Genomic DNA, 14,548 nt, shown 5'->3' with positions numbered 1-14,548 from the left:
GCGTTGGTTGTCTCCATCAAGAGTCAGACCTGCGGGCGACGCCAGACTCATCGCCGCGTCGAGACCCCGGCTTCACCCGGTCGGGTGGAACGACCACGTGGTCCCGCGCCGTCGCGAGCCCTTGCCACGGGGCGAGTCCCGCTCACACGCGACTCGCCCACCGGCCGGTGCCTCCTGGAAGGGCTCGCGCCCCGGCGACCACGCTCCGGGCCCTCGGACTACGCGGCGGGCGAAAGATCGCACCGCTCGGCTGACTTCGTTCCACAGTGGTGACCATGCTGAATCGAGTAGCCGTCCTGTCCGACATCCACGGAGTGCTGCCTGCCCTGGAGGCGGTGCTGGCCGAACCGGACGTCGGCTCCGCCGACCACATCGTGCTCACCGGCGACATCACCGCCGGCCCGCAACCGACCCAGGTTCTCGACCTGTTGACCAGCCTCGGCGAGCGCGTCCTCTGGATCAGCGGCAACGCCGACCGTGAACTCCTCGAATACCGCCGGGGCCAACGCGACACGATCCCCGACCCGATCGCCCCCTGGGCGGCCGAACAGCTTCGCGAGGACCATCTCGACCTGCTCGGCTCGCTGCCACGGTCGCTCTCCCTGCCCGTGAAGGGCCTGGGCAAGGTGCTGTTCTGCCATGCGACCCCTCGCGACGACGAGGAGGTCGTCCTGGTCGACTCCCGCCTCGACCGCTGGCAGGAAGTCTTCGAAGACCTCGATGCCGACATCCGGACCGTGGTCTGCGGCCACACCCACATGCCGTTCGTGCGCCTCGCTCACGGCCGGCTCGTGGTCAACCCCGGCAGCATCGGCATGCCGTACGGACGAGCCGGTGCCCAGTGGGCCCTCCTGGGCCCGGGCGTCGAACTCCGCACGACGCACTTCGATCTCCGGGCCGCAGCCGACCAGCTCCGCCAGGACTCGTCCTACCCCGAGATCACCGAGTGGGCCGACTACTTCCTGAACGCTCGCGCGACCGACGCCGAGGTCCTCGCCGCCTTCGCACCACGGGACGGCCGCGACGACAAGCCGGGGGTGCCCCAGCAGCACTTGTGAAACCCCAGGCCCGCGCTGAGCACGACGGACTCGGCGGCGCGTGGCAGTATTCCGCCATGTCGTTGGGGGAAGCGCCGGCAACACCGGCTGACGCGGTGCGGGAACTGCGGGAGATCGCCCACTCATGGGTCGACGGCCGGCACGGTGAAGCCGAGCTCTTGACCGAGGCTGCTCTGCGTGCCCTGTGCGCCGGTCTCGGCACACCGTCCCTGCTGCACCTCGCCGCGCTGAACCGCTGCGAGCACGATCTGGCCCCGGAGTTGTTCGGCCGGGTGATGGACGAGCTCGGCTTCGGTTTCCACCCGCCCGAGGAATACTGGGAAGGCCGACTGGCGCTCGCCCGCTGGTGGGCTTCCGAGATCGTCGGCGGCTGGCTCGACCCCGCGGACGGCATCGCCCTCATCTTCTACAACGTGGCAGAGGCCTATGGGCGTTGCGAGGAGCTGAACCCCGTGATCGACGCGGTGGCGGCGCACTGGGAGGACGGGGGTCCGCGGCGCTCCCCGGAGGCGATCACCGCACAGCTGAAGGAGATCGCCGGGGAGCTTCTGGCCCGCATCCCGGCCCCCGTCCGGCCCGCCTGAAGAAGGGCAGCACCGCCCGGCTTCGTGGCTGGGGCTTCGTCCGGTCAGCGGCTCGTCACGTCACTTCGAGATACGGGCTTCGATGCCGTCGAGGAGGAAGTCGAGGCCGATCCGGAAGGTCTGGTCGGCGTCCAGGTGGGCGGCGTCGTGTACCACCGTGGCCAGGGCGGGGAATCGGCCGGTGGCGAAGGTCCGCTCCAGGTAGGGGCCGAGGGAGGCCTGCCAGCGCTTCTCGTCCATGCCGGTGGCGCGCTCGGCACGCCGCTCGGCGATCTCCCGGCGTACCGCGCCGATCACGTACGCGTCGACCGCGGTGACCACCGGCATGACGGAGTCGACGTCGACGCCTTTCAGTGCGGACACCACGGCCTCTCCCCTGGCGAGCGCGTTCGGGCCGAGCTGCGGTCGTCCGCCGAGCAGATCGGCGAGCCATTCGTGCTCGTGAGCGGCTTGCCGGGTGGTCTCGGCAAGAGATCGCAGCACCTCTCGCCAGCCGTCCCCGACCGGCCGGATCTCGGCGTGGATCGCGTCGACCATCAGGTCGAGCAGCTCGTCCTTGCCTGCGATGTATCCGTACAGCCGCATCGGTCCGACGCCCAGCACGGCGGCGACCTTGCGCAGCGAGACCGCCTCCAGGCCGTCCGCGTCGGCCAGTTGGATCGCCGCCCGCACGATCCGGTCCCGGTCCAGCCGGGCCGGCACCGGCCGTTCCGGTGGCTCCGGTCTCTCCCACACCAACATGCCGCTCACCATACATCGCATGGCGCGATACAGTGTATCGACCAATACGGCGTATCGAAGGGGAGGCACCATGTCCATCGCCATCGTCGGAGCCGGTCTCGGCGGCCTGGCTCTCGCCCGTGTGCTGCACATGAACGGAATCGACGCCGTCGTGTACGAACGCGAGCCGTCGCGCGGCGCACGGGGTCAGGGCGGCATGCTCGACCTGCACTCCGGTACCGGGCAGCGGGCGCTGCGCGAGGCCGGCCTGATCGACCGGTTCCACGCCATTGCCCGCCGGGAAGGCCAGGACCTGCGGCTTCTCGAGCCGGACGGCACCCTGCTGCTCCAGGAGGACACGCCCGACGACGCCCCACTCGAGCGACCCGAGGTCGACCGCGCCGATCTGCGCGACCTGCTGCTCGACTCCCTCCCCGAACACGCGGTGCGCTGGGGGCGCGCGTTCGAGTACGCCGACCGCGGCGGCCTGCTGCACTTCACCGACGGCAGCAGCGCGACGTACGACCTGCTGGTCGGCGCCGACGGCGCGAACTCCCGGGTCCGTGCGCTCCTCACCGACGCCCGGCCTGCGCACACCGGCCAGAACGTCGTCGAGCTCGGCATTCCCGACATCGACCGCACCCACCCCGACCTCGCGACGATGGTCGGACGAGGCAACTACTGGGTGCTCGGCAGCGGCCAGTCCCTGGCGGCGCAGCGCAACGGGGACGGGCGCGTGCGCGTCTACCTGAGCTTCAACACCGCCGAGGACTGGTTCGCCACCAGCGGGATCCCGTTCGACGACCCGGCCGCCGCCCGGTCGCGGCTGATCGAGCTGTTCGCCGATTGGGACCCACGGTTCACCGCCCTGATCGCCGCCTGCGACGACTCGATCCAGCCGCGGTCGATCACGGCTCTCCCCGTGGGCCTGACCTGGCCGTCGACACCGGGCGTCACGCTGATCGGCGATGCCGCGCATCTGATGCCGCCGGTGGGACAGGGTGCCAACATGGCGCTGCTCGACGGCGCGCTGCTCGGCCTCGCGCTGGCCGCGCACCCGGACGACTTCCCCGCCGCCGTCCGGGAATACGAACGCGAGATGTTCGAGCGCACCGGCGCGGTGGGCCGTCAGTCCGCTCACGTTCAGGCGATCCTGACGTCGCCGGACGCCAGTCGGAAGATGCTCGCGTTCTTCCAGCCTCGGTGACTGCCGGCCCGCGTTCTCGGCCGCGCCCGCCTCCGGCGGTCACTTTCCCTGTCGCCTGCTGGCGGTGTCGCACAGCGCGCGGTTGACGAGGTCGCTGGCGGCCCTGTGCTGGCGGAGCGTGTTCTCGAGGTCGTTGAAGCTGGTGGAGAGGGAGACGGTGACGGCGCGGCTGCCGTCCTTCGTGGCGCCGTTCAGGGTGATGTAGCCGGCTTCGCCGCCTTCATGGCTCCAATAAGCGCCGCCGCAGGCGAGGGGGCGGCTGACCAGGCCGAGGCCGTAGCGGCCGCCGGGCCAGAAGGTCTCGATCCGCTTGTCGACCGGGACGGTGTTCTGCATGTCGGCCATGCGTGCGCCGGACAGCAGCTTGCCACCCAGCAGTCCCTGGAAGAAGCGGTTGACGTCCGCCGTGGTGGAGACGTAGCCGCCGAGGTCGGGGACGAGCTGTTCGGTGACGTCGGTCCGTTCGCCGGAGGGGAAGACCTGATAGCCGTCGGCGTGCGGGCGGCGAAGGGTGGACGTGGTGCCCGACAGATAGGTGTGGTTCATGCCGAGCGGCTTGAGGATCCGCCGCTCGACCTCGGCCTGCCACGGCCGGCCGGTGGTCTTCTCGACGATCATGCCGAGGACGACGTAGCCGGTGTTGGAGTAGCTCCAGCCGGTGCCGGGCTCGAAGTCCGGGTGGTGCTTCATCGCCCGGGCGACGATCTGTTCGGGGGTGTAGGTGTCGTAGCGGTGCTGGTGGTACTGCTGCGGGGTGTCGAAGCCGGGAAGGTCGTCGTGGAGGCCGCTGGTGTTCTGCAGGAGCTGACGCACGGTGATCCTGCGTGGGTCGTTGCCGTTGCCGTCGATCACGCCGGGCAGCCGGCGGTCCACCGTGTCGTCCAGTGACAGCCTGCCCTCGTCGACCAGCTGCAGGATCACCGTGGCCATGAGCGCCTTGCCGGTGCTGGCGATCCGGAAGTAGCCGTCGCGGGGCACCGGGCGGTTCGTGCCCGCCACGGCGACGCCGGCGGTGGCGACCAGATCCCGGCCGGAGGCGGTGGTCACCCGCGCCTGGACGCCGGTGGTTCCCAGCGCCCTGAGGGCCTCGGTGTCCCGGCGCAGGTCGTCCTGCCGGTAGCCGGACGCGGACGGCGCGGCCGTGCCGTCCGATGGCTGGACGGCCATGGCCACGGCCGCTGTGCCGAGTGCGACCGCGGCGACGGCCAGCCATCGTCGGCCGATCCGGCGGTGGCGCTGCGCAGAGGGGCGCCGGGAGGGGCGCTGGGAAGGGTGGTCGTGGTGCGGCGCGGAGGTCTGGGTTGTCGATGTCATGGCTGCCACGCTAGGTAGGCGTCGCATGACAAGTCGCTACCACAGGCGGCCGGTTGAAACCTACAGCTGGCTGTAGTGCCGCGGGTGCGCCCGGCCCGTACAGTGGCGCGTCTGCGGGCCGCTCCCCCGGTCCCGTACGACTGACGACTTACGGCATACGGCATACGGCATACGGCATACGGCATACGGCATACGGCATACGAGACACGAAGGCGAGCCAGTGCACGGCGTGATCGGTGAGGCCCGCGCGCGGTTGATCCAGACCGGGCGCAGCGGGCGCTACCTGCTCGGCACTCTGCTGACCGCGACGGTGACGCTCGTGGCGGCACCGCTGCTGTGCCTGCCATCGCTGGCGGCTCCCTGGGCGGAGCGTCACCGCCGGCGCGCCGGGGCGCTGCTGGGCCGACCGGTGGAGTCGCGTACGTATGCCCGGCGCCGCGCACCCGTGTGGCTCGTGACGCAGGTGGCCACCGGCCTGCCCGCGGGCGTACTCGCCCTGTTGTGCCTGGGCAACCTGCTCCTCACCTTTGTCGTCAGCGTGGGGTGGTGGGCGTTTCCGGCGTCGGATCCGCCACGGCTGCTGCTGTTCGGTGTCCGGATCGACAGCTGGGCCTCCGCGGTGACGCTCAACCTGGCGCAGTTCCTGACCCTCGCGGCGCTGGCGGCCATCGCCCTGCCACCGCTCGCCCGGGTGCACGCGCGGTGCTGCCTGGCGGTCCTGGCGCCGTCGCCCGCGGCACGACTGGCCGCACGCGTCGTCGAGCTGACGCGGACGCGCGCGGACGTACTGCAGGCGCACGGCGCGGAACTCCGCCGGATCGAGCGCGACCTGCACGACGGCACCCAGGCCCGGCTGGTGGCCATCGCCATCCGGCTCGCCGTGGCCGGGCAGAGTCTTCCCCGGTCCCCCGACGCGGCTGCCGCGCTCATACGGCAGGCGCAGGACGAGACCGAGGAGGCGATGGCCGAGCTGCGCTCCGTCATCCGCACCATCTACCCGCCGGTCCTGGCGGACCAGGGACTCGCCGGCGCGCTCGGCACCCTGGCCACCAGGACCGGCGTGCCGACCCGCATCGACGTCGGCGAACTCGGTGCGGTCCCCGCCGCGGTCGAAGCGGTCGCCTACTTCGCCGTCACCGAGGCGCTCGCGAACATCGCCCGGCACAGCCGGGCCGGCAGGGCCGCGGTCCGCGTCACCCGCGACGGCCCGACGCTGTCCGCGGAGATCACCGACGACGGGACCGGCGGGGCCGACGCGTCGCGGGGCAGCGGCCTGGACGGAATCCGCCGCCGCGCCGCCGCCCTGGACGGCACCATGAAGATCATCAGCCCGCCGGGCGGGCCGACCACCGTCACCGTGGAGCTGCCGTGCGTGTAGTCATCGCCGAGGACAACGTCCTGCTGGCGTCCGGACTCGAACTCCTCCTGAAATCGCAGGGCTTCGAGGTGGCCGCGATCACCGATGACGCCCCCGGATTCCTCGCCGCCGTCGAGGCCCACCGCCCGGACGTCACCATCGTCGACGTCCGGCTGCCTCCGAGTTTCCGCGACGAGGGCATCCGGGCCGCGCTGCAGGCCCGCCGCGACCACCCGGGACTTCCCGTACTGGTCCTGTCCCAGTACGTCGAGCAGGAGTACGCCGGCCGTCTCCTCTCCGACACCCGCGGCGGCATCGGCTATCTCCTCAAGGACCGGGTGAGCCGCATCGCACAGTTCACCGACGCACTGCGCCGGGTGGCCGCCGGCGGCACGGCCATGGACCCCGAGGTGATCGCCCAGCTCCTCGCCGGGCGCGGAGATCCCGTGGACGCCCTCACCCCCCGCGAACGCGAGGTCCTGGCGCTGATGGCCGAAGGGCACGACAACTCCACGATCGCCCAGCGGCTCTTCATCACCGACAACGCCGTCCACAAACACGTCGGTGGCATCTTCCTCAAACTGGGCCTGCCGGCCGGCGACAGCGGCCACCGCCGGGTCCGCGCCGTCCTGGCCTACCTGCGCCGCCACGGCGGCACGCCTGATCACTGATGGTCGCTGAGCGAGGGAGCCGGCACGCGTCGAAGCGGCACGCGTCGAAGCGGCGGGCGTCGAAGCGGCGGGCGTCGAGGCGGCGTTGGTGACTTCGTTCCCGGTCGGCGTCTCGGGCCGGGCAGGGTGCGAATCGGCCGCCGCCCCCGGCCGGGCGGTGCCCAGCAGGTCAGTGCTCCTCGCGCAGGCCCCAGGGGGACTCGTACGCGGTGAGCAGGTCGAGGAAGGGGCGGGGCGGCAGGGCTTCGGGGCCGAGGACGCCGTTGGCCTTCCATGTGCCCGCCGCGATCAGTTCGAGGGCGATGACCGGGTTGACGGCCGTCTGCCAGACCACGGCCTGGGAGCCGTACTCGCGCATCGACCACTCGTTGTCGACGACGTGGTAGAGGTACACCTCGCGTGCGGCGCCGTTCTTCGTTCCCCTGACCCAGGTGCCCGCGCAGGTCTTGCCCTTCATACGGTCGCCCAGCGTGGCCGGGTCGGGCAGGCACGCGGCCACCACGTCCCGGGGTGCGACGTCGACGGGGCCTTGGGCGCCGGGGACGGCGACCTTCGCGGTGGCGTCCAGGCCGAGTTCGTGGAGCGTCTTGAGCTTGGCGATGAAGTCGTCGCCGAGTCCGTACTTGAACGTCACCCGGCGTGCGCCCACCCAGCGGGGGATCAGCAGCACCTCCTCGTGCTCGACGTTCACGCACTCCACCGGGCCGATGCCCGCGGGGAAGTCGAAGACCTCCGGCTCGCTGAACGGCGCCGTGGTGAACCAGCCGCGGTCCTTCTCGTACACCACGGGCGGGTTGAGGCACTCCTCGATGGTGGTCCAGATGTTGAAGGAGGGCGCGAAGTCGTGGCCCTCGACCGTCAGGTTCGAGCCGTCGCGGACGCCGATCTCCTCGATCTCGTCGAAGAGTTCGTCGGCCGCGTACCGCGCGAAGACGTCCGACAGTCCCGGCTCCACGCCCATGCCGACCAGCGCGAGTCGGCCGGACCGCTCCCAGTCCGCGCTCCGGGCGAACTGCTCGTCGCCGAGCTTCACCCCGCACTCCTCGTACGGGGCGGTCGGGTGCGGCGCGGACAGCGACATCGCCATGTCCACGTAGTGGGTGCCGGCCGCGAGCGCCGCGTCGAACAGGGGCATCACGAAGCGCGGGTCGGTCGCGTTCAGCAGCACGTCGCAGCGCTCCTCGCGCAGCACGCGGCGCACCTCGGCCTCGTCGGAGGCGTCCAGGCGGCGCGCGCTGAACCGGCCCAGCTCGTCCCCGATCGCGGCGACGGCCGCCTCGGCGCGGGCCGGGTCGTAGTCGGCGACGACCATGTGGGTCAGGAAGTCACGGCGGGCCGCGATACGGGTGACGGCGGTTCCGACGCCGCCCGCACCCACGAGAAGTACGCGCATGTCACACACCCTCTTGTCGGGAAGGTCCCGGGGCCGGGCGCCCGGGGACGGCTCGATGCAACACGAGACCGCCGGTTAAGGTCTACGGCGTTGGCATAAGGACGCTCGCGAGGGCGTGAGGGTCCGGAAGGAAGGGCGCGATGGCCAAGAAGGTGGTCCCGGAGACGGAACGGCGCAGGCGGCGGCCGACCCGGCAGGGCACCGTGCTGTCGGAGAAGCTGATCGTGCAGACGGCGCTGCGGATGCTGCGCGAGCACGGGAGTGCCGGGCTGACCGCCCGCCGCCTGGGCAGCGCCCTGGGCGCCGACCCGAGCACCCTCTACCGGTACTTCGCCGGCCTGGACGACCTGACCCGGGCCGTCGGCGAGGAGCTGATGGGGCGAGCGCTGGACAGCTGGGCCGCGACCGGGAGGTGGCGCGCCGACCTGCGCGGCCTCGGCCTGGCGATCCACGCCTCCTATCTCGCCCATCCACAGGCCGCGCTGCTGACCGCCAGCCGCGTCACCGGCCGCCCCCGGGAGATCGAGGTCGACGAGACGATCCTCGGCATCCTCCGCGGCGCGGGCTTCGGCGACGCGGACGCCGTGGGTCTGTACCACGCCTTCATCGACCTGGCTCTGGCCTTCGCCGCTCTGGACGCGGGTGCGCTGGCCATCAAGGACGAGGCCCGGGAGGCGGACGAGGACATGTGGACCTCGACGTACGCGGAGCTGCCCGCCGCGACCCATCCGCACATCGCCGCCACCGCGCACCTGCTGGCGGAGCGGATGAACCACAGCGCGTATCCGGTCGTGCTGGACACGCTCCTGGACCGGGCGGAGGCGCGACTCGAAGCCGTACGAGGGCGCGGTCCGGACGGCAGCGGTACGGGCACGGGCACGGCTACGGGGTGAGTCCGTGCCCGGCGGGACCGGCCCCCGGGCGGGGATGTCCGAGCTCGTTGGTAACGTGCCGTTTCCCGGTGGGATCGATCATGAACGGACGGTCAGTCATGCAGGAAGTGGCACCTCACGAGGTGAGCGAGAAGCTCGTCGCCCAGGCGCTCGACGACATCGAGGGAAGGGCGTTCGGCCGGTGGCACAGCATGCGCTACGGCTCCTTCCGTCTCGACCGGCTGCGGGAGATGGGCGACGAGCTGCTCGACCACGCCGCCGCGCGCACGCTGACCGCGCCGGAAATCGACGACGCGTCACGTGCCGTACTGCGCACGGCGGCTGAGTGTGCGCTGGGGGTGATCAGCCTCGGCTGCTATCCCAATGGTGACCAGGAGATCCGGTTTCCGCTGGTCGGCGAGGAGCTGACGAGCGAGGAGCTCGCCTTCCAGGACGTCATCGACGAGGCCCCCACGGCGCGGACGTGGCTGGACACCTTCGCGGCGGTCGTGGTCAGCGGACTGGTGTGGGACTGGCAGCGGGTCACCGGGCTGCTGCTGCGGGAGGACTTCGCGTCGGCCATCCGGGACGGCGTGCCGTACTCGAAGCTGACGTCGGTGTCGGCGCCGGCCGATCTGGCGGCGATGGAGGCGCTCTGCGCCTATCTGACCGAGGCGAGCGGGCACCTCCCCCGCGACTGGCCGACCGTGCCCCTGCGCAAGCCCGACGCCGAGGAGCGCGCCGAAGCCGCCGGACGGCTGGACGCGGCCGGCGCCCTGACGCCGGACCAGCGACTGCTGCGCGTCCTGCTCGACGACGACCAGGCCGCCTTCGAGCAGGCCCTCGTGAACCGGCTGGTCGAGTACCGGGAAGGCGTAGAAGCGGACCCGGCGCCGCGGACGCTGCTCCCTCTGGACGCCCTCACCCTGGCAGCCCTGGCCGTCCAGGTGCACGGCTGGGAACTGCGCGTCCGCTCCGGCTACCTGCCGCACGGCATCGTCGGCCGGACCGACGCGCTCGAACGGGCCGCGCGTACCGAGCGGAACAAGCTCGGTCTCTGGCACGCCAAGTAGCCACGAGAGCCGGAGCGACCGGGTCGGGGCCTCGATTAATGCCTCGACACCGGTCGCGGCGATCGGAGAGGCTTCGCGCGATGACAAGAATCGACGACACACCGCCCGCGTGGGACGAGCGCACCCAGCTCACCACGTTCCTCGACTACGCCCGGGACACCGCCCGCGCCAAGTGCGACGGCGTCTCCGCCGAGAACGCCCGCAAGGCGCTCCTGCCGGGCTCGCCCCTGATGACCATGAGCGGACTGATCAATCACCTCCGCTGGGTCGAGTACTACTGGTTCCAGGTGGTCTTCCTCGGCGAGGAGGACCAGGGTCCCTGGACCGAGGAGGACCCCGACCGCGAGATGCGTATCGCCGTCGACTTCCCGCTCCCGCGGTTGCTCGACGAGTACGCGGAGCAGAGCGCCCGCTACCGCGAACTGGTCGCCGCGAACAGCCTGGACGAGCAGGCCCGGCGGGCCGTCCGCAGCGGTCTCCACGTCGACCTGCGCTGGATCCTCCTGCACCTCACCGAGGAGACGGCCCGCCACAACGGCCACCTGGACATCCTGCGCGAGCTGCTCGACGGCACGACCGGCGACTAGGACGCGCATCGAGTCGTGGTCAAACCGCCTGCTGCACAAGCCGGTGACGGCCGCCTGCGGCGACTCGCGTGAGATCATCCGTCCATGAGCAGCGAACTGGAAGTAAGTGCTCTGGCGATCAATGTCGCGATCCCGCAGGCGCTCCGCTGGACGGACACTCGACGCGGTGAAGCATTCACGCTGACCACACTCAACGTCCGGCTCCTCCCGGACGGTCACCTCGCCGTGAAGGCCTATGGCAGACCAGGTGGTGGTCGGGGCGCATACGTCTCGTTCCCCGTCCCCGACAGACCCGAACTGGCGAGCCTGGTCTCCGACGCCGCCAGCCGTGCCGGGGCGTTGTGGGCTGCTCACCGTGGTCTCGGCTGATCCCGGGGCTCACATGGGGCGGTGATCAACCTCCCGACGGCGGCGTGCTGGAACTCCCCCATGGCCCCGCCCTCTGAGACGTCGCGATTTCCGTGGCCCGGCACAGGCTTCACGCCCTGGCCTCCGACGGGCTCATCCTCACGCCGCGGCGATCACCTTCGCATTGCCGTCGCCCGGCAGTCTTCGACGCCTCCTTGATGCCGGTGGCGTTCCCCCTTGCGACGACGTGCCACTCTTGATCCTCGCGCGTCAGGAAATCGTCAAGGGCGCATCAGGATCCGGGGAGGAAGCGTGTCGGGAAGGCCGGCGGCCGAGGACTATCTGGAGGGGTACGCCGAGATGCTGGCCGGCGTCTCCGCGACAGGGCGGCGGCTGACCCGCGACGAGCTGGAGGCGCTGCGGTCGCGCGGCGAGCAGGCCGCCGAGGCCGGCATCGGACTGCGGTCCCTGGTCCGCGCCCACCTCGCGGCCGCCCGGACGTCGCACCCCGGCCTGCCCGAGGCGGCTCACCGGCAACTCCTGGCCGTCGTGGAGCAGGCCGTCGACGCCTTCGCCGAGGGGCACGAACGCGCGCAGCGCCTGGCGGTACGTCAGGAGGAGGCGGCGCGGCGCGAGTTCGTCGACGACCTGCTCTACGGGCGCAGTGACCTCGGGAGGCTCGCCGAGCGTGCCGAACGGTTCGGACTGCTGCTTTCGCACTCCCACGCGGTCGCCGTCGCCGAAGGGCCCGAACCCTACGGGGACGGGTATCCCGTCTCGCGCTCCGTCGAGTCGTCGCTCGTCACACGCTTCGGTGCCCGGCGCATCCTGCTCACCACCAAGGACGGCCGGCTGATCTGCGTCGCTCCCGGCGACGAACCCGAAGTGCTCGCGTACTTCGCGAAGCTGGCGTACGCGGCCACCGACGGCGGCCACATCGCCATCGGCCGCCCGCACCCCGGCGCGGGAGGTGTCGTCCACTCCTACGAGGAGGCTCTCAACGCCCTCGACCTCGCCGCCCGCATGGACCTGGACGAGCCGGTCCTGCACGCCGCGGACCTCCTCGTCTATCCGGTCCTCACCCGCGACCGGCAGGCCATGGAGGACCTCGTCGTCAGCGTCCTCGGCCCGCTCCGGCAGGCTCGCGGCGGGGCCCAGCCGCTGATCGACACCCTCACGGCGTACTTCGACACCAACTGCGTCGCCGCCGAGGCCGCCCGGCGCCTGTCCCTGAGCGTCCGCGCCATGACGTACCGCCTGGACCGCATACACAGGCTGACGGGCGCCGACCCCGGAGAGCCCGGCCAGCGCTACACCCTCCAGACCGCCGTCATCGGAGCCCGGCTCCTGGGCTGGCCCTGCGAGGAGCCCGACGGGCCGGACCATCGGCGCGGGAGCCGGTGACGGATCGGTACGGCGGCAGCGGCGGCGGCGCTGCCCGGGGGGCACAGACTCCGGGCTCACGGACTGCGGGCTCCCGGCTCCCGGCTCCGGGCTCAAGCGAGCCCGCGGCGGTGGGCGTAGGCGATGGCCTGGCCGCGGTCACGGCTGCCGGTCTTGGCGAAGACGCGGTTGACGTGGGTCTTGACGGTGGCTTCGCTGACGAAGAGGGACCGGGCGATCTCGCGGTTGGACAGGCCCTGGGCCATGCGGGCGAGGACCTCGGCCTCGCGGGCGGTCAGTCCGTCGGGCAGCTCCGCCGGGCCGGGGGCGGGCTGCTGCCGGGCGAGGGCGACGAGGCGGGCGTGGACGGCGGGGTCGAGCAGCGCCTGGCCCCGGCCGGCGGCCCGCAGTGCGCGGTCGATGTCCTCGCGGGCGGCGTCCTTGGTGAGATAGCCGAGCGCGCCGGCGGCCAGCGCGGCCTGGATCGACTCGTCGTCGCTGTAGGTGGTGAGCACGACGACGTGCGTCCCGGGGTGAGCGGCGGTGATGCGGCGGGTGGCCTCGATGCCGTCCATGCGGGGCATGCGCAGGTCCATCAGCACCACGTCCGGGCGGTGCTCGGCGACCGCGGCCAGGGCCTGTTCGCCGTCGCCCGCGACGGCGACGACCTCGATGCCGGGGAGGCGTTCGCAGATGGTGACGAGGCCGTCGCGGATGATCGTCTGGTCGTCGACGATGAGCACCTTCACTCCGGGACCTCCACCCGCACGCGCCAGCCGCCCTCGTGCGGGCCTGCGGTCAGTGTGCCGCCGAGGAGCTCGACGCGCTCGCGCATCCCGGTCAGTCCGTAGCCGCCGCCGGTGGCCGCGAGTTCGCCGGCCGGTTCGGTGCTGGGCCCGTGCGGGGCGGCGGGCACGGGGGCCGTGTTCGTGACCGTCAGGCGGGTGGAGGCCGCGTGGAAGCCGAGGACGACGGTGACGTGGGCCGCCGGCGCGTGCTTGCGCGTGTTGGTCAGGGCTTCCTGCGCCGCCCGCACCAGCGCGAGGGCCACGGCGGCCGGAAGCGGCCGCTCGGTACCGGTCACACGGAAGGCGGCTCCTTCGCCGGCGGCGAGGGAGCCGATCCGCTCGGCCAGGGCGACCGGCTCGTCGCGCAGCGCCCGCACGGCCCGGCGGGTCTCCTCCAGGCCCTCGACGGCCAGGCGGCGGGACCGGCCGATCGCCTCTCGTACGTCGTCGCTGGCCGCGCCGTCCTCGACGAGGGAGTCGAGGGCGGTCATCTGCACCGAGAGCGCCGAGAGTGTGTGCGCCAGTACGTCGTGCACCTCCCGGGCGATGCGGTTGCGCTCGGCGAGCAGTTCCGCGCGCTCGTGCTCGACGGCTCCGCGTTCCCTGGCCACGGCCAGCTCGGCCTGTGCCCAGAGGCTTTCCTGGCGCTGGCGGCGTACGACACCGAGCAGCAGGCCGCACAGTCCGCCCGCCGTGACGGCCAGGAGTGGCGTGAAGCCGTCTCCGTCGACGGCGAGCGCCACGGTCGCGGTCACGGCCCCCAGTCCGGTGAGCGCCGCCGCCGGCCGCAGCGCCACCTGCCCGGCGGCACACAGCGCCGCCACACCCACGACCACCGGGGAGTACGAGGACAGGGGCGCCATCGCCCCGCCGGCACCGGCCAGCACCGCCAGCGAGGTCACCGCGAGGGCCGGACGGCCGGAGCGGCTTCCCACCCACCAGCCGATCCAGGCCAGCGCCATGACGACGATGAGCACCAGTGCGGCCGGCCCCCGGCCGGTGGCGTGCCGGGTGGCCTGCACCGCTCCGTAGACGAGCCCGGCCAGGGAGAGCAGCCCGACGGCCGGGCCGGTGAGGAGCCCGGCCCGCGCCGGAGGGCGGGAAGCCGCCCGCTCGCCGCCGACGAAGAACAGCAGCAGCCGGGGTTCGCTGGTCGGCTGCACGGTGACCGGCGCCGCGCCGCCGGCCTCCAC

Annotated in this window: 15 protein-coding genes; 10 read left to right on the top strand and 5 right to left on the bottom strand. The window is 72.2% G+C overall.

Features of this window, described 5'->3' with window-relative positions:
• Positions 1 to 275 precede the first annotated feature (275 nt).
• The gene (locus tag ACWEV0_RS18195) at positions 276 to 1,058 is read left to right on the top strand and encodes a metallophosphoesterase family protein (RefSeq protein ID WP_453150299.1); all 783 of its coding nucleotides are present in this window, start codon (positions 276 to 278) and stop codon (positions 1,056 to 1,058) included.
• Complete coding sequence (locus tag ACWEV0_RS18190; RefSeq protein WP_453150298.1) at positions 1,055 to 1,642, top strand: hypothetical protein; 588 nt, start codon at positions 1,055 to 1,057, stop codon at positions 1,640 to 1,642. The genes ACWEV0_RS18195 and ACWEV0_RS18190 overlap by 4 nt, the downstream gene beginning before the upstream one ends.
• A gap of 60 nt (positions 1,643 to 1,702) precedes the next feature.
• On the opposite strand, the gene ACWEV0_RS18185 is transcribed toward ACWEV0_RS18190, so the two are convergent.
• The gene (locus tag ACWEV0_RS18185; RefSeq protein ID WP_453150297.1) at positions 1,703 to 2,383 is read right to left on the bottom strand and encodes a TetR/AcrR family transcriptional regulator; all 681 of its coding nucleotides are present in this window, start codon (positions 2,381 to 2,383) and stop codon (positions 1,703 to 1,705) included.
• Positions 2,384 to 2,453: 70 nt separating this feature from the next.
• On the opposite strand from ACWEV0_RS18185, the gene ACWEV0_RS18180 reads away from it, so the two are divergent.
• Complete coding sequence (locus tag ACWEV0_RS18180; protein WP_453150344.1) at positions 2,454 to 3,569, top strand: FAD-dependent oxidoreductase; 1,116 nt, start codon at positions 2,454 to 2,456, stop codon at positions 3,567 to 3,569.
• 39 nt (positions 3,570 to 3,608) lie between these two features.
• Here the strand turns inward: ACWEV0_RS18180 and ACWEV0_RS18175 are convergent, their stop codons facing one another.
• Positions 3,609 to 4,883 carry a serine hydrolase domain-containing protein gene (locus ACWEV0_RS18175; protein ID WP_453150296.1) on the bottom strand — a complete coding sequence of 425 codons (1,275 nt, stop codon included), beginning with the start codon at positions 4,881 to 4,883 and terminating at the stop codon, positions 3,609 to 3,611.
• Between the two features lie 220 nt (positions 4,884 to 5,103).
• Here ACWEV0_RS18175 and ACWEV0_RS18170 point away from each other — a divergent pair, with 220 nt between their 5' ends.
• Together ACWEV0_RS18170 and ACWEV0_RS18165 are read left to right on the top strand one after the other, a co-directional pair.
• Positions 5,104 to 6,261, top strand: coding sequence for a sensor histidine kinase (locus ACWEV0_RS18170; protein WP_453150295.1), 1,158 nt, complete (start codon positions 5,104 to 5,106; stop codon positions 6,259 to 6,261).
• Positions 6,252 to 6,911: a response regulator gene (locus ACWEV0_RS18165; protein ID WP_453150294.1), complete on the top strand. Its 660-nt coding sequence runs from the start codon at positions 6,252 to 6,254 to the stop codon at positions 6,909 to 6,911. Before ACWEV0_RS18170 ends, ACWEV0_RS18165 begins: the two co-directional genes overlap by 10 nt.
• Before the next feature lie 169 nt (positions 6,912 to 7,080).
• On the opposite strand, the gene ACWEV0_RS18160 is transcribed toward ACWEV0_RS18165, so the two are convergent.
• Positions 7,081 to 8,304 carry a saccharopine dehydrogenase family protein gene (locus ACWEV0_RS18160; protein ID WP_453150293.1) on the bottom strand — a complete coding sequence of 408 codons (1,224 nt, stop codon included), beginning with the start codon at positions 8,302 to 8,304 and terminating at the stop codon, positions 7,081 to 7,083.
• Positions 8,305 to 8,444: 140 nt separating this feature from the next.
• Here ACWEV0_RS18160 and ACWEV0_RS18155 point away from each other — a divergent pair, with 140 nt between their 5' ends.
• The 5 genes from ACWEV0_RS18155 to ACWEV0_RS18135 all read left to right on the top strand — a co-directional run bounded on the left by ACWEV0_RS18155 (position 8,445) and on the right by ACWEV0_RS18135 (position 12,588).
• A complete protein-coding gene (locus ACWEV0_RS18155) occupies positions 8,445 to 9,197 on the top strand; it encodes a TetR/AcrR family transcriptional regulator (protein WP_453150292.1) in 753 nt (250 codons plus the stop codon).
• Between the two features lie 98 nt (positions 9,198 to 9,295).
• Positions 9,296 to 10,249: an immunity 49 family protein gene (locus ACWEV0_RS18150; protein WP_453150291.1), complete on the top strand. Its 954-nt coding sequence runs from the start codon at positions 9,296 to 9,298 to the stop codon at positions 10,247 to 10,249.
• Between the two features lie 80 nt (positions 10,250 to 10,329).
• Positions 10,330 to 10,836 carry a DinB family protein gene (locus ACWEV0_RS18145; RefSeq protein WP_453150290.1) on the top strand — a complete coding sequence of 169 codons (507 nt, stop codon included), beginning with the start codon at positions 10,330 to 10,332 and terminating at the stop codon, positions 10,834 to 10,836.
• Positions 10,837 to 10,920: 84 nt separating this feature from the next.
• Positions 10,921 to 11,205, top strand: a complete 285-nt coding sequence (locus ACWEV0_RS18140; protein WP_453150289.1) for a hypothetical protein — start codon at positions 10,921 to 10,923, stop codon at positions 11,203 to 11,205.
• 339 nt (positions 11,206 to 11,544) lie between these two features.
• Entirely contained in the window at positions 11,545 to 12,588 is a 1,044-nt protein-coding gene (locus ACWEV0_RS18135; RefSeq protein WP_453150343.1) for a PucR family transcriptional regulator, read from the top strand.
• A gap of 92 nt (positions 12,589 to 12,680) precedes the next feature.
• Here ACWEV0_RS18135 and ACWEV0_RS18130 read toward each other — a convergent pair whose 3' ends face one another.
• Complete coding sequence (locus tag ACWEV0_RS18130) at positions 12,681 to 13,316, bottom strand: response regulator (protein WP_453150288.1); 636 nt, start codon at positions 13,314 to 13,316, stop codon at positions 12,681 to 12,683.
• Positions 13,313 to 14,548, bottom strand: a 1,236-nt coding sequence (locus ACWEV0_RS18125; protein WP_453150287.1) for a sensor histidine kinase, incomplete at its 5' end; no start/stop codon positions are given. The genes ACWEV0_RS18125 and ACWEV0_RS18130, both read right to left, overlap by 4 nt.

This window comes from Streptomyces sp. NPDC003943, from assembly GCF_053605265.1.
The sequence above is the reverse complement of the archived record's forward strand: the minus strand, read 5'-3'. Positions and strand labels throughout refer to the sequence as shown.

Excerpts from the sequence above, each read along its gene's own strand:
- ACWEV0_RS18180 (WP_453150344.1), top strand. The coding sequence starts at position 2,454 with ATGTCCATCGCCATCGTCGGAGCCGGTCTCGGCGGCCTGGCTCTCGCC.
- ACWEV0_RS18175 (WP_453150296.1), bottom strand. The coding sequence starts at position 4,883 with ATGACATCGACAACCCAGACCTCCGCGCCGCACCACGACCACCCTTCC.
- ACWEV0_RS18145 (WP_453150290.1), top strand. The coding sequence starts at position 10,330 with ATGACAAGAATCGACGACACACCGCCCGCGTGGGACGAGCGCACCCAG.
- ACWEV0_RS18155 (WP_453150292.1), top strand. The coding sequence starts at position 8,445 with ATGGCCAAGAAGGTGGTCCCGGAGACGGAACGGCGCAGGCGGCGGCCG.
- ACWEV0_RS18185 (WP_453150297.1), bottom strand. The coding sequence starts at position 2,383 with ATGTTGGTGTGGGAGAGACCGGAGCCACCGGAACGGCCGGTGCCGGCC.
- ACWEV0_RS18140 (WP_453150289.1), top strand. The coding sequence starts at position 10,921 with ATGAGCAGCGAACTGGAAGTAAGTGCTCTGGCGATCAATGTCGCGATC.
- ACWEV0_RS18160 (WP_453150293.1), bottom strand. The coding sequence starts at position 8,304 with ATGCGCGTACTTCTCGTGGGTGCGGGCGGCGTCGGAACCGCCGTCACC.
- ACWEV0_RS18150 (WP_453150291.1), top strand. The coding sequence starts at position 9,296 with ATGCAGGAAGTGGCACCTCACGAGGTGAGCGAGAAGCTCGTCGCCCAG.
- ACWEV0_RS18195 (WP_453150299.1), top strand. The coding sequence starts at position 276 with ATGCTGAATCGAGTAGCCGTCCTGTCCGACATCCACGGAGTGCTGCCT.
- ACWEV0_RS18135 (WP_453150343.1), top strand. The coding sequence starts at position 11,545 with ATGCTGGCCGGCGTCTCCGCGACAGGGCGGCGGCTGACCCGCGACGAG.